This is a genomic window from Roseofilum halophilum BLCC-M91 (assembly GCF_030068445.1).
Classification (GTDB): Bacteria; Cyanobacteriota; Cyanobacteriia; order Cyanobacteriales; family Desertifilaceae; genus Roseofilum; species Roseofilum halophilum.
The window spans coordinates 1-20327 of sequence record NZ_JAQPOK010000052.1 but is presented as its reverse complement, the minus strand read 5'-3'; the positions used below and the strand labels follow the sequence as shown (position 1 = coordinate 20327).

The 20327-nt window shown below is 46.2% G+C and carries 22 protein-coding genes and 1 pseudogene; 14 read left to right on the top strand and 9 right to left on the bottom strand.

Annotated elements, in window-relative coordinates; all coding sequences use genetic code 11:
* Positions 1–95: 95 nt before the first annotated feature.
* On the bottom strand, positions 96–536 hold the full coding sequence (locus tag PJF56_RS06400; protein WP_283761818.1) for a hypothetical protein: 441 nt from the start codon (positions 534–536) through the stop codon (positions 96–98).
* Between the two features lie 181 nt (positions 537–717).
* On the opposite strand from PJF56_RS06400, the gene PJF56_RS06395 reads away from it, so the two are divergent.
* Together PJF56_RS06395 and PJF56_RS06390 are read left to right on the top strand one after the other, a co-directional pair.
* Positions 718–1338 (top strand): hypothetical protein, encoded by a 621-nt coding sequence (locus tag PJF56_RS06395; protein ID WP_283761817.1) that lies wholly within the window; start codon positions 718–720, stop codon positions 1336–1338.
* A 70-nt stretch (positions 1339–1408) separates the two neighbouring features.
* The gene (locus PJF56_RS06390) at positions 1409–2137 is read left to right on the top strand and encodes a hypothetical protein (RefSeq protein WP_283761816.1); all 729 of its coding nucleotides are present in this window, start codon (positions 1409–1411) and stop codon (positions 2135–2137) included.
* Between the two features lie 76 nt (positions 2138–2213).
* On the opposite strand, the gene PJF56_RS06385 is transcribed toward PJF56_RS06390, so the two are convergent.
* Both PJF56_RS06385 and PJF56_RS22090 read right to left on the bottom strand, forming a co-directional pair.
* The gene (locus tag PJF56_RS06385) at positions 2214–5165 is read right to left on the bottom strand and encodes a sensor domain-containing diguanylate cyclase (protein ID WP_283761815.1); all 2952 of its coding nucleotides are present in this window, start codon (positions 5163–5165) and stop codon (positions 2214–2216) included.
* Positions 5150–5248 (bottom strand): annotated as a pseudogene (locus PJF56_RS22090) (zinc ribbon domain-containing protein); the annotation flags it as partial. The gene PJF56_RS06385 and the pseudogene PJF56_RS22090, both read right to left, overlap by 16 nt.
* A gap of 160 nt (positions 5249–5408) precedes the next feature.
* Between PJF56_RS22090 and PJF56_RS06380 the strand changes: the two are divergent.
* Together PJF56_RS06380 and PJF56_RS06375 are read left to right on the top strand one after the other, a co-directional pair.
* The gene (locus tag PJF56_RS06380) at positions 5409–6494 is read left to right on the top strand and encodes an AAA family ATPase (RefSeq protein ID WP_283761814.1); all 1086 of its coding nucleotides are present in this window, start codon (positions 5409–5411) and stop codon (positions 6492–6494) included.
* A gap of 45 nt (positions 6495–6539) precedes the next feature.
* The gene (locus tag PJF56_RS06375) at positions 6540–7169 is read left to right on the top strand and encodes a Uma2 family endonuclease (RefSeq protein ID WP_283761813.1); all 630 of its coding nucleotides are present in this window, start codon (positions 6540–6542) and stop codon (positions 7167–7169) included.
* Positions 7170–7281: 112 nt separating this feature from the next.
* Here PJF56_RS06375 and PJF56_RS06370 read toward each other — a convergent pair whose 3' ends face one another.
* The 3 genes from PJF56_RS06370 to PJF56_RS06360 are packed head-to-tail and all read right to left on the bottom strand — an operon-like array spanning position 7282 to position 8065.
* The gene (locus PJF56_RS06370) at positions 7282–7647 is read right to left on the bottom strand and encodes a DUF5615 family PIN-like protein (RefSeq protein ID WP_283761812.1); all 366 of its coding nucleotides are present in this window, start codon (positions 7645–7647) and stop codon (positions 7282–7284) included.
* Positions 7644–7874, bottom strand: coding sequence for a DUF433 domain-containing protein (locus PJF56_RS06365; protein ID WP_283751676.1), 231 nt, complete (start codon positions 7872–7874; stop codon positions 7644–7646). The genes PJF56_RS06370 and PJF56_RS06365 overlap by 4 nt, the downstream gene beginning before the upstream one ends.
* Positions 7875–7894: 20 nt before the next feature.
* Complete coding sequence (locus PJF56_RS06360; RefSeq protein WP_283761811.1) at positions 7895–8065, bottom strand: type II toxin-antitoxin system HicB family antitoxin; 171 nt, start codon at positions 8063–8065, stop codon at positions 7895–7897.
* A 129-nt stretch (positions 8066–8194) separates the two neighbouring features.
* Here PJF56_RS06360 and PJF56_RS06355 point away from each other — a divergent pair, with 129 nt between their 5' ends.
* The 3 genes from PJF56_RS06355 to crtD all read left to right on the top strand — a co-directional run bounded on the left by PJF56_RS06355 (position 8195) and on the right by crtD (position 11038).
* Positions 8195–9016: a hypothetical protein gene (locus PJF56_RS06355; RefSeq protein WP_283761810.1), complete on the top strand. Its 822-nt coding sequence runs from the start codon at positions 8195–8197 to the stop codon at positions 9014–9016.
* A 93-nt stretch (positions 9017–9109) separates the two neighbouring features.
* Complete coding sequence (locus PJF56_RS06350; RefSeq protein ID WP_283761809.1) at positions 9110–9295, top strand: hypothetical protein; 186 nt, start codon at positions 9110–9112, stop codon at positions 9293–9295.
* Positions 9296–9487: 192 nt separating this feature from the next.
* On the top strand, positions 9488–11038 hold the full coding sequence (gene crtD / locus PJF56_RS06345; protein WP_283761808.1) for a C-3',4' desaturase CrtD: 1551 nt from the start codon (positions 9488–9490) through the stop codon (positions 11036–11038).
* A 17-nt stretch (positions 11039–11055) separates the two neighbouring features.
* Here crtD and PJF56_RS06340 read toward each other — a convergent pair whose 3' ends face one another.
* Positions 11056–11376: a hypothetical protein gene (locus PJF56_RS06340; RefSeq protein WP_283761807.1), complete on the bottom strand. Its 321-nt coding sequence runs from the start codon at positions 11374–11376 to the stop codon at positions 11056–11058.
* Between the two features lie 28 nt (positions 11377–11404).
* Entirely contained in the window at positions 11405–12613 is a 1209-nt protein-coding gene (locus PJF56_RS06335) for a hypothetical protein (RefSeq protein WP_283761806.1), read from the bottom strand.
* A gap of 59 nt (positions 12614–12672) precedes the next feature.
* Between PJF56_RS06335 and PJF56_RS06330 the strand changes: the two genes are divergently transcribed.
* From PJF56_RS06330 to PJF56_RS06315, 4 genes are all read left to right on the top strand, one after another.
* Positions 12673–13467: an ABC transporter ATP-binding protein gene (locus PJF56_RS06330; protein ID WP_283761805.1), complete on the top strand. Its 795-nt coding sequence runs from the start codon at positions 12673–12675 to the stop codon at positions 13465–13467.
* Between the two features lie 41 nt (positions 13468–13508).
* Positions 13509–13853 carry a hypothetical protein gene (locus tag PJF56_RS06325; RefSeq protein ID WP_283761804.1) on the top strand — a complete coding sequence of 115 codons (345 nt, stop codon included), beginning with the start codon at positions 13509–13511 and terminating at the stop codon, positions 13851–13853.
* A 12-nt stretch (positions 13854–13865) separates the two neighbouring features.
* Complete coding sequence (gene corA / locus PJF56_RS06320) at positions 13866–15008, top strand: magnesium/cobalt transporter CorA (RefSeq protein WP_283761803.1); 1143 nt, start codon at positions 13866–13868, stop codon at positions 15006–15008.
* An 89-nt stretch (positions 15009–15097) separates the two neighbouring features.
* Positions 15098–17524 carry an endonuclease MutS2 gene (locus tag PJF56_RS06315; RefSeq protein ID WP_347179466.1) on the top strand — a complete coding sequence of 809 codons (2427 nt, stop codon included), beginning with the start codon at positions 15098–15100 and terminating at the stop codon, positions 17522–17524.
* Between the two features lie 237 nt (positions 17525–17761).
* On the opposite strand, the gene PJF56_RS06310 is transcribed toward PJF56_RS06315, so the two are convergent.
* Positions 17762–18349: a hypothetical protein gene (locus PJF56_RS06310; protein ID WP_283761801.1), complete on the bottom strand. Its 588-nt coding sequence runs from the start codon at positions 18347–18349 to the stop codon at positions 17762–17764.
* Between the two features lie 57 nt (positions 18350–18406).
* On the opposite strand from PJF56_RS06310, the gene PJF56_RS06305 reads away from it, so the two are divergent.
* The 3 genes from PJF56_RS06305 (at position 18407) to PJF56_RS06295 (ending at position 20151) form a co-directional block, all read left to right on the top strand.
* Positions 18407–19303, top strand: a complete 897-nt coding sequence (locus PJF56_RS06305; RefSeq protein WP_283761800.1) for a hypothetical protein — start codon at positions 18407–18409, stop codon at positions 19301–19303.
* A 346-nt stretch (positions 19304–19649) separates the two neighbouring features.
* On the top strand, positions 19650–19808 hold the full coding sequence (locus tag PJF56_RS06300) for a hypothetical protein (protein WP_283761799.1): 159 nt from the start codon (positions 19650–19652) through the stop codon (positions 19806–19808).
* Between the two features lie 49 nt (positions 19809–19857).
* Positions 19858–20151: a GIY-YIG nuclease family protein gene (locus PJF56_RS06295; RefSeq protein WP_283761798.1), complete on the top strand. Its 294-nt coding sequence runs from the start codon at positions 19858–19860 to the stop codon at positions 20149–20151.
* Positions 20152–20327: the final 176 nt, after the last annotated feature.

The window sequence follows — 20327 nt, the reverse complement described above, 5'->3', positions numbered from 1 at the left end:
GTCTAATGACAAATCCAGTCTTGAAACAATATTAAGATATTTTTGGGATTTTAGGAAATTAAACCGGGATCTTGCTACGATTGTCAGTTTTTATTTTATGCTGGGCGATCGCCCCGATCTCGATTGAACAGCTCTAGGGTTTGGCGGCAAAAGTGCTTTAGCTTGTTCTCGATATCTCGATTGGGTTGGGTTTCCCCCTCAAAGCGCCAATTCTCCACCGTTGAGAATCGCCATTGTTGTCCTTTGTGGCTGTATCCAGTCGCCTCAATCCCAATAGCGCGAAGTTCCTGTTCTAGGGGATCGCGATGAAAACGAATTTGGAGCAGCACAGAACGACTTTGGAACGAGCGGCTAAATCCGGGAAAATGGAAACCCAGATCAATCGAGTCCGGATCGACCAATTCTTGGGTACAGGGGTCATTCATCCAAGGCTTCATATCCACTCGCACATCGGGAAACTGAGCTTTGAATAAATTTACTGTACTGGCAATTTGGCTGGCCATTTCAAAGTTAGTTGCTTGTTCGGCTGCATTCACAGGCAATCCTCCTTGAATCGTGATGACAATTATTCACTGATGAGCAGTTGTTCTGTTGTATCCGCAGTTACGGCAAATTCCCTTAAGGTTAAGGATTTGTAAAGGTTTATGAAGTTGACAAGATAATCAACATTTTTGTAAAATTCAGGGACAACGTTGAAGCTGCTGGAGTAAAGCAATCGTGAAACCTTCAATTCTTGACCCTGCCGCAAGTTACAGCTTTAGCCAATATGCCGCTCTGCCCTTTGACACCGCCGATATCCTAGCTGAATTCGGGGTGGCTTTCCAATCTGCTTCTCTCCAACTCCCAGAGCAGCAGCCCCTAGACCCCAACCCACTGATCCAGGAGTTGACAGAAAACTTGGCGTTAGTCGATCCCAATTCAGAAATTGCCCGTCGAGAATCACTGATTTTTCCGGTGCTGAAAACCGTATGCAAGTTTATCCAGTCGCCTCTCAAGATTGAGTATTCGATCCAAGTTAGCAACCAACTGAAGGGAAATTTAGATTATTTTATTCCCACACCTCAAAACTGTGTCATTATTGAGGCGAAAAATGCCGATCTGGGGAAAGGATTTACCCAACTGGCAGTAGAACTGATTGCCCTAGATCGGTGGATTGAGGCTCCTATAGACTATCTCTACGGAGCAGTTACGACAGGAGATACCTGGAAATTTGGTCTGTTCCATCGCCAGCAAAAGTTGATTCAAAAAGATATCAATACCTATGGCGTACCCAATGATTTGGCCAAAGTTCTGGCTATTCTGTTTGGCATTACGCTGCAAACACCGGGAACGATTTAATGGCCAGCGAAAGTCGCTGGGTGCGATCGCAGTATTGCCGAATTTCAGCTAAAGAAGGTCGTTAAGATTTATGTCCATTACATTACGGAGTATACAAAAGCTCCTCCGAGAGAATATCTCTGGAGAGAACCCCCTCAACGTTGACCCCGAAAAGGCTAAAGAGGTGGCGGAAGACTTGTTGACGCGAGTTGAGCCTCTCCCTGGCGCAAAGCGGAACGATAACTGTTACTGTTTCCACCGTTCCCAAGTGGTGGGGTCAAGCGCAAACCAGCCCCCCACCCACACCCTCTGTTGTTGCGTTCTGCTCGAAGATTCAAGCGATCGCTGGTATCGAAATGAGACCCATTTACATTTGCTCAGGAGTTCGGAGCAAAAGCTCTGGGTAGAGTTAGGGTATCAGCGATCGCCCGCCCCCGTTTCTGACATTAGTGAGGTAGTGTCTCTGATCCAAGCCTTTATGCAGCGCGTTGAGCGGCAAAAGGCCCAGGCTGCCAAGCGCAAAAAACAGAAAGACTTGAAAATACAAGCGATCTTGGCTCAGGTGCGTAAAATTGCCAAGGAAGATAAATTTGACTTTGCCACCGAAGTCGATAGTATTAAGCTCAAACTGATTATTCGTCTGTCTGACAACGACTACTTTGCTATTTTGATTCCCTTTAACCGGTTCAAGGAGGTACTACCCAAATTGCGCACGGCAATTCAGGCTCTGCGCGAAACTTACAATAGCGGCGTTCGCTTTAAAACCCATATCAAGCGGGGCTATCGCCGTTCTGACTGGATTCGTCATCAGGATTTGTAGAAAAAGGCAGAATGAACAATCGCTTCGCCATTTTCCGCTATTGTTGGGTTAAACGAAGTAGAAACCCAACGCCAACTCAATGTATTGGTTCGGTTTCACGCCTCAACCCCCCCTTATCCTTTCGTGCTAGAGATGAATTATCAACGCAAACACGATTTCTACCACTATTCTTCGCTGCGTAGAGAGCCTTATCGGAAAGTTCCATAAGTTCATCAAATGTAGCCAAATTCTTGTTTTTTTTGTATATTGATAACCCAATACTCACGGTCATGGTTATGCAGTCTGCACCCACCGTAATTGGCGTTTTTTCAACTTCAATTCTTATTCGTTCAGCTAATTTCTTACCCGCTTCTAATGAAATTTCTGGAACTACTGCCAAAAACTCTTCTCCACCAAGCCTTCCGAATATATCATTGCTCCTAAGATTCTTGGAGACAACTTCTGAAAAAGCAATTAATGCCATATCACCAGCCTTGTGTCCATATTTATCATTGATGGATTTAAAGCGATCGATATCGAACATCATACATAAAAGTGAAGCCTGGTCTTGCTTACTACGCATAAACATTCTTTCGGCTAGTCCCAATAAATGCTGCCTTGAATAAACTTGCGTTAAGGCATCAAATTCAACCATTTCGCGTAGTTGTTTTTCCGCATTTTTGAGTTCGCTAATGTCTATCCATTGACAGACTACATTCTTCAACTTTCCTTGTATATCCAGTATGGGGAACATATAGACATCGATATACATATCCCGTGCTGCTTGAAAAGCAAAATCGTTAATCCTGGTCGCCTGCCAAAAAATTGTAAAACGCGCCGGTTGATACTTCTCGAAAACAGCCTTCACTTTAGGCATAACACCTTGCGCTTTCAGGTTATCATCCTTAAAGACGTTATATTTGCCGACGATTCGATCGTCGGTTAAATTCATGGTTTCGCATAAAACACGGTTTACCTGTATGACTGTCCCTTTGCGATCGGATATCCACATACCGAACATACTTAAATCAATCAGGGTATTTAGAAATTCCCTGGCTGCCTGAATTTCTGCTTCAGCCTGTTTGCGATCGGTAATATCATTATTTGTCAATATCAGGTGGCCAGAAATCAATTGCGCGTAGATCTCGCATATTTTGACAGACCCATCCTGGCACGTAATGTGATACTCACCAGTATTCACGGCTGTTTCCGAGTGTTGCGCTCTTTCGAGATACAGCTTCGAGCGGTCGATAACCTCCTGGCGGTATTGGCGATCGGGATAAGCAAGGGAAAACCATTCGGCAGGCGTTGTTGGCCGATGCCCAAACAGTTCTTGTGCGCTTTTACTCCAATGCAGAATGTTTTCACCTGCCGTATCCGTGACAACAACAGGGAATGGGCTTGCATTAACGAGGGTGCGAAACTGTTCTTCGCTTGCTTTGAGAGCTTGTTCCGCTTTTTTTTGTTCGGTAATATCCCTGCTGATTCCAAGTACACCAAATATTTGATTATTCTCATCTTTCAGAGGGATTTTTACGCTATTTAGAAAAAGAGTTTTACCGGAAACGATCGCTGTATCCGTGTTTTGAACAATCTTTCCGTTTAATGCTTCAAGATCGTATTTTTCGTATCCTGTAATCCCTTTATCAGGGTTTCCTTTCACCAGTTCAGCATCCCAACCGTTTTCAATATCTGTTTTGCCAATTAAATCGGACGGTTTTTTGTTGACTGCTTGGGCGAATGTTTGATTGCATAAGATTGTCTTTAAGTTCTTGTCTTTTACAAAAATATAATCAGTTGAAGAGTTGATGATATTGCTTAATAACCTTTCGCTTTTCTTTAATGCTTGCTCTGCTTTTATTTGCTCGGTGATGTCATTAAAAGTTCCCAACAGGCGGAATATTTTCCCTTCATCGTTTTTTTCTGCCCTTCCGCGGGAAATACAAATTCGTATTTCGCCGTCTGAACGTATGGCTTGCACTTCAACTTCGTAAGGTGTTCCGTTTTGAACACAGGTTTCTACTGCCCTACTTAATTGTTCATAACTTTCTTTTTTATAAAACCCTGACTGTTGTGCCCATTCTGGTGCGCCTTCTTTAGGCGAACGTTGAAAAATTTTAAATAAACCATCTGACCAATACGCTATATCGTTTTCAATATCCCATTCCCAGCTTCCCATATCTGCAATTTCTTCAGCCTGGGAGAGGAGCTTCTCACTTTTCTGTAAGGTCATTTCAGCATACTTGCGATCGCTGATGTCTGTCCCAGTGCTCATGAAATATTCCCCAAATGGAACACTGGTCATGTGGTAGAACTGACCCGTTGGTGGGAAATAGGCTTCCCATGTGTAGGGTGTGCCTTCTGAAAAAATCTTTTTCACAATGGGCATGAACTGTTCCGTTGCATTGTATGAGAAGATTTCATCGGTTGTTTTGCCGATAATTTCAGAACGGGTTTTGCCCCAGGCTTTGAGAGTAACAGGGTTGATCTCTACCAATCGCCAGGTCTTAATCGCACCTTGCCGATCGCGAACGAGCTTCCAGAGGTGTATCTCCTGCATCGTATTCTCGAACAAGTTCCGATATTGTTCCTCACTTTTTTTAAGCGAGCTAATGTCCGTAAAGCTGGCAACAATTTGGGTGATGTGGCCGTTTTCGTCAAACTCCGGGATTGCTGTGGCAAGAACCCAAATCGGTTCGGCTTTATCGCTGCGCTGAATGCCCCTTACTATGTTGTGGACGATTTTTTTTGTAGCAATAACCCGCGACACAGGATATTCCTCAACTGGCAACGGGCTGCCGTCCTCCCGCAAAAATGTCCAAGCAGGAGCGATTAACTCCTTTCCGAGCATCTGCTCGTGTGTTAAGCCAAGCATCATTTGCGCTGTCGCATTACTTTTAATTACGGTTCCGTCCCTTCCATGAACCACTACCCCGGCCTGTATATTTTCGACCAATTCGCCAATACGGCTTTGTCCTCGGAGCGTTTTGCTCGCCTCTAGCTCCCGGACTCGCTGCTCCAATTCTTGATATGTCAATTTTTTAGACATTGCGCTTTTTTAAAAATGTTCTTAGCCGCGTTAATATCTCTATCTTCCACATAGCCACAATGCGGACAAACATGAGTTCTAGTTTATAGCATAACCTAACTTAAGAAATGTCAAGAGAAAATCAGATATTTTTGTTAAAATACTTAAAGTCACGACGACTGAAGTCGCTCGTTCGCTTTTCATCCACGAGTTTCAACTCGTGGATGAAAAGCTCTCGTCCTTTCTCGATAAAGCTCGAAGAAAATGATTCGTATTGATGCTCGCGAACTTTATCTAGTTCTGGAACTAACCCCACGGTCGCAAAATATTCTCCTGGTGGGCAAGCATGGGATTGGCAAATCAGAAATTATTAGCCATTTCTACCGCGATCGCCAGAACCTGCCCGTGATCCCGTTCTTTTTGGGTCAAATGAGCGATCCGGGGGATTTGATTGGCTTGCTGCATAAAGACGAGAAAACAGGGCGATCGATGTTTTTACCCCCCTATTGGTGGCCCGAACCCGATCGCCCGGTGGTACTCTTCCTGGACGAGCTGAACCGTGCCCGTCCAGAGATTTTGCAGGCGGTTCAAGACCTGACCCTGAACAAAACTTTGGCCGGTAAAGCCTTACCTCCGGGCAGTATTGTCATTGCTGCGGTGAATGGGGGAGAAGAATATCAACTGACAGAGTTAGATCCGGCCCTGGTGTCGCGGTTCAATGTCTATGAGTTTGCGCCGACGGTGGAAGATTGGCTGCTCTGGGCTGCCGATCGCGATATCGATTCGCGGGTGCTGACGTTTATCCAACAGCATCCAGAGTATCTTGATGGTGACAATCCGGATGCGGATGCGGCGATCGCCACCGCAGGTCTCATCAAAACTCCCGATCGCCGCGCTTGGGTGAAAGTGGCGGATTTTGTTCGCGATCGTACCAAGCTCGAAGATATTCACTTCAAACTGATTGCTGGTATGGTGGGGAGTCGGGCTAGTATCGCCTTTCGCCAAAGCCTGGCAACTCAACGGGGTCTGAGTCCGGAGCAACTCCTACTGCAATATTCTAAGCATTCCAAACAGCTTAAAGACCTGGAGATTCAGGATTTTGCTAGTTTAAACGAACGGGTCTTACTCTGGCTCAATGCCGGGCGTTGCCCCGAAAATAAAGCGGAGAATGCCCGCAAAAATCTGTTGAAATATCTCCAGTATCTCGCCAAAGCCAAACAACTCGAGGCGATCGCCCATTTTTCCTCCCTGGTTCAAGGCCCCAAATTTAGTGATGCGATGGCGTTTGTCGCTGAATCGATGGAGCTGATTGACTTCTTGTCGGAGTATTTGGAGGCGATCCAGATTTGAGCCAGAAAAGCCCTCTCTTGTCTTACTCTCTTGTACTGAATAACTATGATTGCAACTCTAACGACACCGATATCATTCGATGAATTTGTGGACTGGTATCCAGAAAACGCGACCTGTAAGTATGAACTACGCAATGGAGCGATCGTCAAAATGCCTTTAGCAACTGGAGAACATTCTAACGTGATCGGTTTTATTGCGAGCGAACTGCATTTTGAGATTCGGCGATCGCAATACCCTTGTCTAATTCCCGGTGATTGCTTGCTGAAAGCGATCGATGACAAGTCCGGCTACCAACCTGATATTATTGTCCTCAATAAAGCCCAACTAGCCGAGGAACCCGGTTGGCAGAAAAAATCGGTGATTACCAAGGGAGATTCTGTGCGACTGGCGATCGAGGTTGTCAGTACAAACTGGCAAGATGATTATCTGAGGAAAGTCGGGGACTACGAATTGATGGGTATCCCGGAATACTGGATTGTGGATTATCTGGGTTTAGGCGGTCGGCGGTTTATCGGCAATCCCAAAAAACCGACTCTCTCTATTTACCAACTGGTGGATGGGGAGTATCAGATCACGCTGTTTACGGGAAACGAGAGGATTGAGTCTTTGGCGTTCCCCCAATTGCAACTGAGCGCCGCAGAGATTTTTGCCGCTAGAACTATAACAGACCGTTGACTGAAGTGGGCCAAAATCGATCGCTGGATTTACTCAAGATATAGCTTTGATATCGAACAAGCTATCGATTGAAAGCCGATGAGATTTTTACGGTGCGATCGCTAGTCATCATTCATGAAAACGGTAAAATACGAATTCTTAATTTAGATTCATTAATCGTTACCAATGCTCCGGATTGCAATAAATCTCGGCTTTTCTCAATAGCTTGAATAACGATATTTTCCAAATGAATCGGTAACACATTTTGTGTGCGAACTTGGATAACACTCGGTTTATTGTCCTGCGTTATTGCCAGTAATGCACCAAAGTCTAAATCATGGGTAAAAACAATATAGCCCTGGTCACTTGCCCATTGCATAATCTCTCTATCTGTTGCATTTGGATTGCCCACCGATGACCAATGTATTGCCTCAATTTCATACTTGACAAAAACATCAATCCAATCGGGTGAAAGATTCATATCAATCACAATCTTCATGAGGCACTTAAAGAAAGTTCTATCTCTTCAACACGCCAGGCAGCATAAGCTAAAGATTCTCTCAAATCTTCAGGTTCTAGATAAGGATAAGCCTGTAAAATTTCATCATGAGAAGCACCGGTTGCCATTAACCCTAAAATCATCCCTACCGTGACTCTCATGCCTCGGATACAGGGTTTTCCTCCCATCACTTCTGGGTTAATTGTAATGCGGGTAAGTTGATTCATCGATCTTATTCCTTGATTCCTTATTTCAGTTCCATTTTATCTGGTTCTAGATAAAGGGCTATAGCCTCCCGAATATTCTCTAACGCTTCTATTTCTGTTTCTCCGGCTGAGACACAACCCGGTAATTCTGGATACCAAACCGCCCAATCATGGGTTTGGGGATCTACTTCTAACACTACCCGCCATTTCATAGGGTTTAACTCTAAAACTTAATTTTGGGGGTATTTTACCATGATAGTAACGGCATTTATTCACATAAAATATATGATACCATAGATTTACCTCCTCACATGAACTGAGTAACACATATAAAAATCCTTATGAACGATCTACAAAAAATCTACGATACTCTTCGTTGTCTTCCTTCTGATGAACTGTATCAGCCCGATCTCATGACTCCAGATCAAAAAAAATACTGGTTGCAACTGCGATCGATGTATCAATTACAAGCTGAAGCTTGGAAAAGTCACTATATAGTCAAAGGGGATTATCCCCTTGACGAGAAAGTTGATCGAGGAGAAATTACTGAACAAAAGCAAGCTTTATTTGAGTTATCTGTTCAAGAAATTCATGCTCGTTTACAACTTTTTAATGCACTTTATGCCCGTCTTAAAACAGCTAATACTATCCTTGATATAGCAAGAAAAGGAGGTTTGTCTTGTGGTCTATTAATTGTAGATCAAATGATCAAATCAGTCACTCAAAATACTGATGTAAATTCTGGATGTGATTTGCTGATTCAGTCCCTGACAGATGATGCGAATAGTGACTTTAAAGATTCACTACTTGATTATAGCTCTTTTTCGATAAAAAAGTGGAGTGATATGTGTGTATTTTTAACTGAATATCTGGAAGATTACCATCTCGGAAGATTTTCTTTGTCTAACAAATTCGAGCAAGAACTACGCCACAAAACTTCTCACCTTCATTTCTCAAAACCAGGAGTTACTTTTTCTTCCTTATTGCAATGTTCATTATTGAGCTTGGTTGATCGAGACTTGAAATCTGAATTCAACCAATATATTCCTAGAGTTGTCGAAGCTGTAAAAGTAGCCAGTAGAGCAAGTCGCAAAGTGCGTAGCTATGAATGGCATCACGGAATCCTCAAACAAGGTTGTAAGCAAGGTGGTACATACCATTAAAGCTTAACAAAACTTCACATCTCTAACAAGATTAGCTATGCTCACTATTGTAAGGGTTAGGTTAGAGAAGTAAGTTATTTATAGGTAAGTTCAATGAACACCTTTATTCTTCATGTGATGCTGGCAATCTTTCTCGCAACAGGATTTTCCGTTGGTAAGTATAGCCAAAACGGGTTGTGCTTATTGAGCTTTTTGTTCTTGTTTGGAGTCTATCTTTTTTGGGCAGCATCCCAAATTTTACAAGAACTCCTCAACCTCTTGAGTGTCTTGGGCGCTTAACGTCAGAAAATCGGTATCGTTTCTAAATCGAAGGAGCTAGGGAGCGAGACGCTCCCACTCCAGTAAGATCAAAGGATTGGAGGAGTGCGGGCATCTTGCCCGCTAGTTATACCCTCTAACCGGATTCGTCGTCAGCGAAAAACTTAACGGAACGTTACAATCGTTAATGTTCCCTTGTTCACGGCTCAGATCATGGCTCAGTCTCAATCCTCCTCTCCGCCTCGCTGTATCGTTGTTGGTGCGGGTATTGGCGGCTTAACCACAGCCGCACTCCTGGCTCGTCGGGGGTATTCGGTGCTGATCCTCGATCAAGCGATTGTGCCGGGGGGATGTGCTTCGACGTTTAAGCGGCGGGGGTTTACGTTTGATGTGGGAGCAACTCAGGTAGCGGGTTTGGAAGCGGGGGGAATTCATGATCGGATTTTTGAGGAATTGGAGATCGCGCTACCAGAGGCAACGCCTTGCGATCCGGCTTGTGCGGTGTTTTTGCCGGGGGAAACTGAACCGATTTCAGTGTGGCGAGATCCCCTGAAATGGCAACAGGAACGGCAGCGACAGTTTCCGGGAAGCGAACCCTTTTGGCAGTTGATGAATACCTTATTTCAAGCGAGTTGGCGGTTTCAGGGGCGAGATCCGGTGCTGCCTCCGCGAGATTGGTGGGATTTGTGGCAATTGGTGCAGGCGATGCGCCCGGATACTCTGATTACTGTGCCGTTTGCGCTGTTGACGGTGTGGGATGCACTGAGGTTGATGGGGGTGGGAAAAGACGATCGCCTAAAAACCTTCCTCGACATGCAACTGAAACTCTACTCCCAAGTCGATACCACGGAAACCGCCCTCTTGTATGCAGCAACGGCTCTAGGTGTTTCCCAGGAACCCCAAGGCTTGTATCATTTGCAGGGAAGTATGCAAGTTTTGAGCGATCGCCTCGTCGCATCCCTAGAGCGCGATGGCGGTAAACTGCTCATGCGCCACACTGTCGAGCAAATCGAAACCCACAAAGGGCGAGTTACCGGCGTGGTTATCCGCAACCTGAAAACCGGGGAAACTTGGCGTGAAAAAGCAGATCATGTCGTTGCTAATGTCACCATTCATAACTTAGTGCAACTCTTACAGTCCGACGATCTGGCAACAAAAATATACGCCAATGGGTACAGCCAGCGCCTGAAGCAAGTCCCCTCACCGAGTGGCGCATTTGTGGTTTATCTGGGAGTCGAACAAGCCGCTATTCCCGAACATTGCCCGCCCCATCTGCAATTTCTGTATGATTATCATGGCCCCATTGGCGAGAATAATTCCCTATTTGTCTCCGTCAGTCATCCGGGAGATGGACGCGCACCGAAAGGAAAAGCTACCATTACTGCATCTTCTTTTACGGATACGGAGCAATGGTGGAACAGTGCAGATTACGAGCAACTGAAGAAACAATTTACCGAAGCGGCGATCGCCCGTTTAAGTCACTATTTCCACTTAACCCCAGAAACCCTTATTCACGTGGAAGCCGCCACACCGAGAACCTTTGCCAACTATACAGGGCGCGATCGGGGCATTGTCGGCGGTATGGGACAACGCCTAACCACCTTCGGCCCCTTCGGTTTTGCCAACCGCACCCCCATCAACAACCTGTGGCTCGTCGGAGACTCCACCCATCCCGGAGAAGGAACCGCAGGCGTATCCTATTCCGCCTTAACCGTAGTTCGACAGATTAATAAAGCACAAAGCGCTGTAATTGTTAATTGTTAATTGTTAATTGTTAATTGTTAATTGTTAATTGTTAATTGCGATCGGATTTTAACCATTTTCGTCATCCGAAACCAATCCGGTTGAGAGAGATCGTTAGCAATAATCGTTAGTTTCACCCGATCGCCACTCTGGATTTGCTCATCCCCCTTTTGAGTCGGATGAATAAACTTGAGAGTCTCCACACTCACCTGTTCGGCAATCTCGGCTGGGAAAACTTGCTCCGGACGCACCGTAACATAGGTTTTTAAGTTTTTCACTCCTGCTCTCTTGCTCACATCCGCGATCGCAATCTCCACAACTGTGGCGATCGCCTCAAACGTAATCGGTTTAGCACTCATGATCTTGGAGTTAACCTCTCACTAATCTCTATGTTTTCTTAGTCGAACTTTTCTTACCCGTTTTTTTATCCCCTTTCTTATCATGGGCATCGCCCTCAGCTAGGGGCCCTAACGTCACATCAGTATCCCCAGAGCGAGACAAGTCTAATAAATTCTTGTACAGAGCATTCGGAAGCATAATGTCTCCATACTGACCCGATCCACTAGGCGCAGACTTACCAATAGATTGAACAGCCTCTACCGCAAAATTCGTGCAATTATACTTAAACAAATTATATTGAGCATCTTTCTTCTGTTCCACATATTGCATCAAGCCATCCACTTCCGGCTGGGTTAACACATAAGATTTTTCACCCTTAGAAGCATGGGATACATCCGGTTCTTCCACGCGCCCAGGAACCCATTTTTTCGGATTCAATGAAAATCCAGTATGACGGCGATCGAGACTTGTGCCACTGCCAGGAGTTTCTAAACGCTTCATACGTTGGGCGCTATCATAAGTCCAGGTACTGGCTCTGTAAATCAGAGGATAAAAACCAAACGAGGAACCTGTGGGCGACTGTAATAACCGTTTGGTTGGTTGACGCATGGATTCAGGGACATTACTAGTATCATTGTAACTAAGTTTCAAAAAAGTATGGCCCACTTTCGCCTGAGCCAGGTCAACTAACCCCAATTTACTCCGATCTGCCGTTTCCACATCCGCACAGAGCTTTAAGGTAGCAACCGGTACAGTTCCCGTTGTATCCTCAGTCGTTGTTGTCGTTGTGGTGGTGGGGGTTGTGGGTTCAGGTGTAGTGGTTTGATCTTCATCATCCCGTTGAATCGAAGGTTTAGCCGATAGACTTCCATGGGGTTGTGAAAACCATAAATTATACTGGTCTCCTAGAGGATAGCGCTGGATAGGAAAATTCAATGGGGATTGAGGCTGAAGGGAAATCTGCTCTGAAGTTTTCCGTTGTGTAAGCGGTTGCTGAGAATGAGGCGTTTTGCTTTTCCACGACCGATCAATTTTCGCCTGCATATCCAGTGCAAGACCTTGAGAGGGCTGATTAGTGATTAACTCAAAAGGTGCGCCAGAGGAGGTGGGTTGAGGGAAGGGCTGATGCTCAGAATCTCTTGCGGTTTGTATCGGTTTGGGTTTTTGAGACCCTAAAGGACGAGGGCTAAACCGAAGGGTTTTACCATTCATGCCTTCATTTGGAGAGGACTTCCGACGTATCCGCTGAGTAGACATACTCGTAGCTTCCCTCTGATCTAAAATTTAATTCTTTAATCTTAACAGAAAATTTCTTCATGATTGAAATCGATCGCGCTTGTGTTACCTTTAATCCCGGTACGGCTCTGGAAACTCCAGCCCTACGGCAGCTTTCTCTTCAGGTTCCCGCCGGGCAGTTGATCGCCGTCATTGGCTCGAATGGGGCGGGAAAATCGACGCTGTTAAATTTAATTAGTGGCGATCGCCTGCCGGACTCTGGACGCATTCATATTGCCGGTCAAAATGTTACTTCATGGCCGACGCAAAAACGAGCTAAATTAGTCGCCAGAGTGTTTCAAAATCCCCTTTTGGGATCTTGTGCGAATTTAACCGTAGAAGAAAATATGGCCTTAGCGGTTCAACGGGGAGGATTTCGCGGCTTAAAATTGGCCCTTCCCAACCGTCGTCGCGCCCAGTTTCGGGAACAGTTAGCCAGTTTAGAATTAGGATTAGAGCGCAGATTGGGCGATCGCATGGGATTATTATCGGGAGGACAACGCCAAGCGGTAAGCCTGCTGATGTCTACCTTGGCTCCTACAGAGGTCTTATTATTGGATGAACATACGGCAGCTCTCGATCCGAAAACCGCCCATTTTATCTCCCAGCTCACCCGCAAAATTGTTAAAGAGCAACAGTTAACCACAATGATGGTTACCCATAGTATGAGTCAGGCCTTGATGATGGGCGATCGCACCATTATGTTACATGAAGGACAAATTATTTTAGATATTGCGGGCGAAGAACGGGAAGGGTTAGAAGTAGCGGATCTACTCGAGCGCTTTAATCAGCTTAAAGGGGAAGAGTTATCCGATGATTCCCTATTATTAGGGTAATATCAATTCTTGAGAACCAAGAGATCGGGATGGAGAAAGTCATGCAGATAAACATCAGTCAGAGTTGGAAACAGAAGATTGCCAAGATCGCCAGCGATCGCCAGAAAACCTCACAAGAGGTGGTGCAAGAGGCGATCGCCCTCTATTTAGGAGAAGTTGCCGCTAATTCTGGCGATCGTCTCGTTGCCTTAGAACAAGAAGTGATCCTTTTAAGGCAAATGGTCAATCAACTACATACCACCACTACCGTCATGCGACAACACCAATTGAGTACCCCATCTAGCCAGCAAACCCCAGTTTCTGAAACCCTATTTATGCCAGAAATCGATGACGATATCGAAGATGAACCCGATGAAATCCTCTATGACTTTCTCGAACCAAGCTAAACCTCTGAAATTATGATTAATCTCTCTAAACCAACTGACGATGATTTATTTGACTATCACTATGATGAACCGGGAAGTTTGCCGGGAACCCTAGAGTTTGAAGACGATGCGACTCCCTCTAAGCTCCTTCTCATTGATTATACGGGAAAGAAAACGGAGCGTACAGAATTGACGACTCCGGAAGAGTGTTTATCCTACTTAAAGAGTCCTTCGGTGTCTTGGGTGAATGTTTTGGGACTCGGTTCCCAGGAGATTTGGCCAGGGGTGAGTCAAGTGTTTGGGTTACATCCTTTAGCCTTAGAAGATGTGGTCAATGTCCCCCAACGACCCAAAGTAGAAGATTATGGCAAGTATCTGGTAATTATTACGCAGATGGTGCGCTTAAAGGAGCCAGGTAAGGGATTTTATATTGAACAGGCAAGTTTAATTTTAGGCGATCATTACTTACTGACGGTGCAAGAGAACGATCGCCCGGAGGGGTTGCGTCAGGTGCGCGATCGCATTCAAACGGGGAAAGGCATTATTCGTACCCAAGGCGCAGACTACCTCATGTACAGTATTTTAGATGCGATCGTCGATGGATTTTTCCCCGTTTTAGAAGCCTATGGCGATCGCATTCACGATCTCGAACAGGAAGTGGTCACCTCTCCCAGTCACCAAACCTTAAAGACCCTCTATCGTATCCGACGGGAATTACTCGCTCTGCGTCGGCAAATTTGGCCCCTACGAGATGCCATAAAACTGTTAGTGCGTAATCCTAGTCCCCTGATTGGCCAAAACGTGCAAATTGAATTAAGAGATTGCTATGACCATACCCTACAAGTGATGGATTTGGTGGAAACCTATCGAGAATTGACCTCAGAGATCATGAATGTTTACTTGTCTTCTGTGAGCAATAAGACCAATGAAATCATGAAAGTCCTAACTGTAATTGCCACGATTTTTAACCCGCTCACCTTTGTAGTCGGGGTTTATGGCATGAATTTTAATCCCGAAGCCTCCCCCTGGAATATGCCAGAACTCAATTGGGCCTGGGGATATCCCATGGTTTGGGGAGTCATGTTGAGTATTTCTGGGGGGTTAATTTATCTGTTTTGGCGCTGGGGTTGGTTTGAAGACCTCTCTACCCATTTGGATATGGAGGACGACCATTAGGGATTGATTAAAACCCCCTATTCCCCATCCCCCCAGAGCGGCAAAAGTCGATACAATAATGTAGTATGGCGTTGAATTATAGAACACGAGTGATCCAAGACGAAACCCTAGAGCTATTAGAATGGTCGCGGTTGTGCGAGCATTTATCGACGTTTGCAGCGACGAAAATGGGGGCGATCGCCGCCCAGAATTTGCCCATCCCCCAAACTGAGGCGGAAAGTTTAACCCTGTTGGCGCAAACTCAGGAAGTGTACACCCTGGAACAAACCCTCACTACAGAGCTGCCGTTTGGGGGGATTCGGGATATTCGCAAGATTGTTAAACGAGCGACACTCAAAGGGGTACTGTATGGGGATGAACTGCTGGATGTGGCGAGTACATTGGCGGGGATGCGACGACTGCGCCGGTTTATTGAGGAACAGGATGATGTGCCAATTTTGCTGGAGTTGATTAGCACAATCCGCACTTATCCGGAATTGGAACAGGAGATTAATCACTGTATTGATGAGCAGGGAAGGGTTGCCGATCGCGCCAGTGTGAAACTGGGTAATATACGCCGTCAATTGAAAAATCAGCGCGATCGCATGATGCAAGCGCTGCAAAATATCCTGCAACGGAAATCCCACGCCATTCAGGAGAATTTGATTACCCAACGGGGCGATCGCTATGTGCTGCCAGTGAAAGCCAATCATAAGGAAACGATTCCCGGTATCGTTCATGACTCGTCCACCAGTGGCGCAACCCTCTACATTGAACCCCATGCGATCGTTTCCCTCGGTAATGACTTGCGACAGTTGCAAAAGGAGGAAACTAAGGAAGAAGAAGCCATTTGTCGCGCCCTCACGGAGAAAGTGGCGGAGGTTTACGACGATTTAGAACATTTAGTCAAAATTGCCACAATTCTCGATTTAGCCACGGCCAAAGCGAGATACAGTTATTGGTTACAAGCAAACCCGCCCCGATTCACAGAATCTACGGAAATGATCGTCCTGCGGCAACTGCGCCATCCCTTACTCGTGTGGCAACAGCGCCACGAACAGGGGCAAGAAGTGGTTCCGGTGACCGTGTGTATTGAGCCACCGATCCGAGTCGTGGCGATTACGGGGCCGAATACGGGGGGCAAGACGGTAACGTTGAAAACCTTGGCGCTGGCGGCACTGATGGCAAAAGTGGGCTTATTCGTGCCAGCGCGGGAACCGGTGGAACTGCCTTGGTTTAGCCAGGTTTTAGCCGATATTGGCGATGAACAGTCCCTAGAGCAAAGTTTATCCACGTTTTCGGGGCATATTCGCCGCATTTGTCGGATTTTGGACAGTGTTGCCGCTTGTAGGGGCGAACGGCCGTTCGCCCCTACATTGGTACTATTAGATGAGGTGGGTGCAGGAACCGATCCCTCCGAGGGAACCGGGTTGGCGATCGCCCTGCTCAAGCACCTCGCCACCAACGCCCAACTTACCATTGCCACCACCCACTTCGGGGAACTCAAAGCCCTCAAGTATGAGGATGAGCGGTTTGAGAATGCCTCCGTGGAGTTTGACGAGGTATCCTTGCAACCCACCTATCGCCTATTGTGGGGCATTCCGGGGCGCTCTAATGCCCTTGCCATTGCCAGCCGTTTGGGGTTAAATCCAGAAGTGATCGAAGAGGCGCACGAGTGGGTAGGCACGGGTTCAGAAGAGGTAAATCAGGCGATCGCCGGTTTAGAAGCCGAGCGTCGTCGTCAGGAAAACCAAGTCCAGGAAACCTCCAGCCTCCTTTCAGAAACGGAACGACTGCATCAAGAAGTCGCACTCAAAGCGCAGCAACTGAAAGAGCGGGAGCAGCAGTTACGCCAACAACAGGAAATCGAGATCCAAAAGGCAATTTCTCAAGCCAAAAAAGAAGTCGCCCAAGCCATCAAACGGCTACAACAAGGCACAGCCCAAGACACCCACAAAGCCACCCAGGAACTCGATCGCATTGCCGAGCAATATCTCCCCTCCAAAGTCAATCCCCCCAAACCCAAACCCAGTTATAAACCGCAAGTCGGCGAACGGGTACGCATCCCCAGTTTAGGACAAACCGGAGAAGTCCTACAAATCGACGAAGACGGGCAAGAACTTACCGTGCGCTTTGGCTTAATGAAAATGACCGTAGGATTAGCCGAAATTGAATCCTTAGACGGCAAAAAAGCCGAAGTTCCCACGAAGGAACCGAGCAAAAAAACGGTCACAGAAAAAGAAAAAACGCCCCCTCCTCCCCCCAAATCCACTGCCCCAGTCATCCAAACCTCTCGCAATACCCTAGATATCAGAGGTTTGCGCGTCGTCACTGCCGAAGCCGAACTCGATCAAGGGATTACCAAAGCCTACAATGCCAATTGTACCAATGTCTGGATTATTCACGGCAAAGGCACGGGGAAACTCAGAGAAGGAGTCCATGAATTTCTCCGGAGCCATCCCCAAGTGGAGCGCTTTGAACTAGCCGATCAAAAAAACGGCGGCACAGGCGTAACCATTGCCCATTTAATCGGGTGACATCATGTCCGGTTAAATAGATGTCATTGCGATCGCAGGGAAGCAATCGCTACAATTAGCGAGATGATCGAGATTGCTTCATATCAAGTCCGGTTCAACACTTGTCATTGCGACCGCAGGGAAGCAATCGCCAAGTTTACCGGGATAGGCGAGATTGCTTCATTCCACTTCGTTCCATTCGCAATGACATGCTATAACTGATCCAACGGACTTGATATCACCCTTATCTCCGAATTATTACTTAGAAGTGACAGTAATAGTCATTTGGTAAGGGGAGCGATCGCACTCAATTTGCTCGACGACATAAGAAGAGCTATGTTGATCCCTATGATAGTTTTCAATCTGGTCTGCATTCAATGACGCGATCAAGCTTAAGTCAATTTCTAAGTAGCCTTTGTTTGCGTCAAGAATTTTCAAGGCACTTGCGGGGACATTATGAAATTGATCGGACTGATTTTCCTTAGAACCGCGATAGATAGGCTTGCCATTGGGAAGATAGACAATTGACCCTTCTTCAAACTTAATCGAAGCGATCTTTTCCCATTTAATTTTGGTAAGTTCTGAGGTTCCAGTATACAAAGATAACACTTGCTCATCAATATCCGTAATCCGTCCTGATTTCTCTTCTCCATCGGCTAGAGTAATAATCGCTTGCAGGGGTAAGGAGACTTGCAGGGAGTGAGGATTGGAGGGGATTTGACTGTAGGAACGGCCCATACTTTCGGCTGGATGCGATCGCCAGAAGGAGAGTTGAGTCGTTGTACATCCTCCAGCCGCGATCGCCAGCCCTACACTCACCAGAGCCATCCCAATGACTTTCTTCATAGTGCTAATATAAAGCTCAACACTGAATCTAATCCTAGTATAGCCAATCTCCACACTGTGCCTGTCTCCTCTGACTCTGAACCCGGAAACGAGCCGAGTATCCTGCGACGTTTTGCCAGTTTAATCGGGTTGCTTGGTGTCTCCCTCTTCTTTACCGGTTGGATCTATCGCTGGGTTTACTATCTCAAGTTTCATCTCGAAGTCACCACCCTGGAGTTTTCTGTAGAATCCTTTCTGATTGTGCCCATGCAGGTGCTGTTTGCCGATGGTCGAGCCATAGTCCGCAGTGCGATCGCCTTTTGTCTGACGATATTCCAAATCTACATGACTCTTCTAGCGATTCAGTCCCTCACCGAAATCGCCCAATTCTACTATCAGCATCTCCAGAACCATTGGTCACGAAAAAACACTTTTATCTATCGCCTATTATCTGAACTTCTCCAGTTCAAACCCTTGAATTTCGATTCCATTAAAGTCCTGCGTTCCCTAGTCGATGAAGCCGTTATTGTCAGTTGGGTTTTGATTATTTTATTTCATTTAGCCCAGAGTCAAGCCATTCAGGATGCTCAACGGGATATGGGCATTAATTCCACCTTACCCGTCGTTACGTTTATTGTGCCCGAAAATAGTATTCCCCTCGGTAGTAAACTGAATGATCCCGGATCTCTTAAGCGTCCTGTAGAAGGATTTCGTTTTTTTGGGGATTTCCAAGGATTTGAAGGCTTTAAGGGGGACGAAAATAATGAGGTTTACGATCCAGAAAATCCTCTACGAGTCTGGCGGTTGCTCCTAGAGCGAGACGGTTGGATCTACCTGCTGCCAACCACTCCGGGAGAAGAAAATCCGAATACATCGCCCCCAGTGATTGCCGTGCCCAAAAGTATGTATGGCGACCAATTAATGATTCTAGCGCCCACGTTTCAGCCACCAGAATTACCCAATGAGAAGGATTAAATCATCTCCAGCTCAGTCATTGCGAACGGCACGCAGTGCAATAACAGAGAAAACGTCATTGCGAGTGGAGCGCCAGCGAAACGAAGCAATCCCAACCATCTGGGAATCAAAGCGATCGCTCCCCTACACTCACCAAATAAACAGTCATTGCGAGTGGAGCGCCAGCGAAACGAAGCAATCCCAACCATCTGGGAATCAAAGCGATCGCTTCCCTACGCTCACCAAATAAACAGTCATTGCGAGTGGAGCGCCAGCGAAACGAAGCAATCTCAACCATATGGGAATCAAAGCGATCGCTCCCCTGCACTCCCCAAATAAACAGTCATTGCGAGTGGAGCGCAGTGGAATGAAGCAATCTCAACCATATGGGAATCAAAGCGATCGCTCCCCTACAGTCGCAACGACAGAGAAAACGTCATTGCGAGTGGAGCGCCAGCGAAACGAAGCAATCCCAACCCTCCCCGAATCAAGGCGATCGCTTCCCTACGATCGCAATGACCGATAAAATATCATTGCGAAGGTCGCGCCAGCGTAATGAAGCCATCCCAAGACTTATGCCTCAACAGTATTTTATTTACTTAATGACCAATCCCAACAATACAGTCATTTATACCGGAGTCACTAACGATCTGATCAGAAGAGTCTATGAACATAAGAATAAGCTAATTGAGGGATTTACCAAAAAATATAATGTCGTCAAGTTAGTCTATTACGAAATTTTTGATGACCCCACCAGCGCTATCAGTCGAGAAAAGCAGATTAAAGGGGGTTCAAGAAAGAAGAAGGTTGACTTGATTAATAGTATGAATGAGCAATGGCAAGATTTGTATGATGAGATTTGTTTGTAATCTCATGGCCCTTTGAACCCTTGTCATGGCGATCGCCTTTACCCTTGTCATTGCGACCTCCGGGAAGCAATCGCCAAGTTTACCGGATAGGGAAGATTGCTTCGTTCCACTGCGTTCCACTCGCAATGACTGAACCCTTGTCATTGCGACCTCCGGGAAGCAATCGCCAAGTTTAC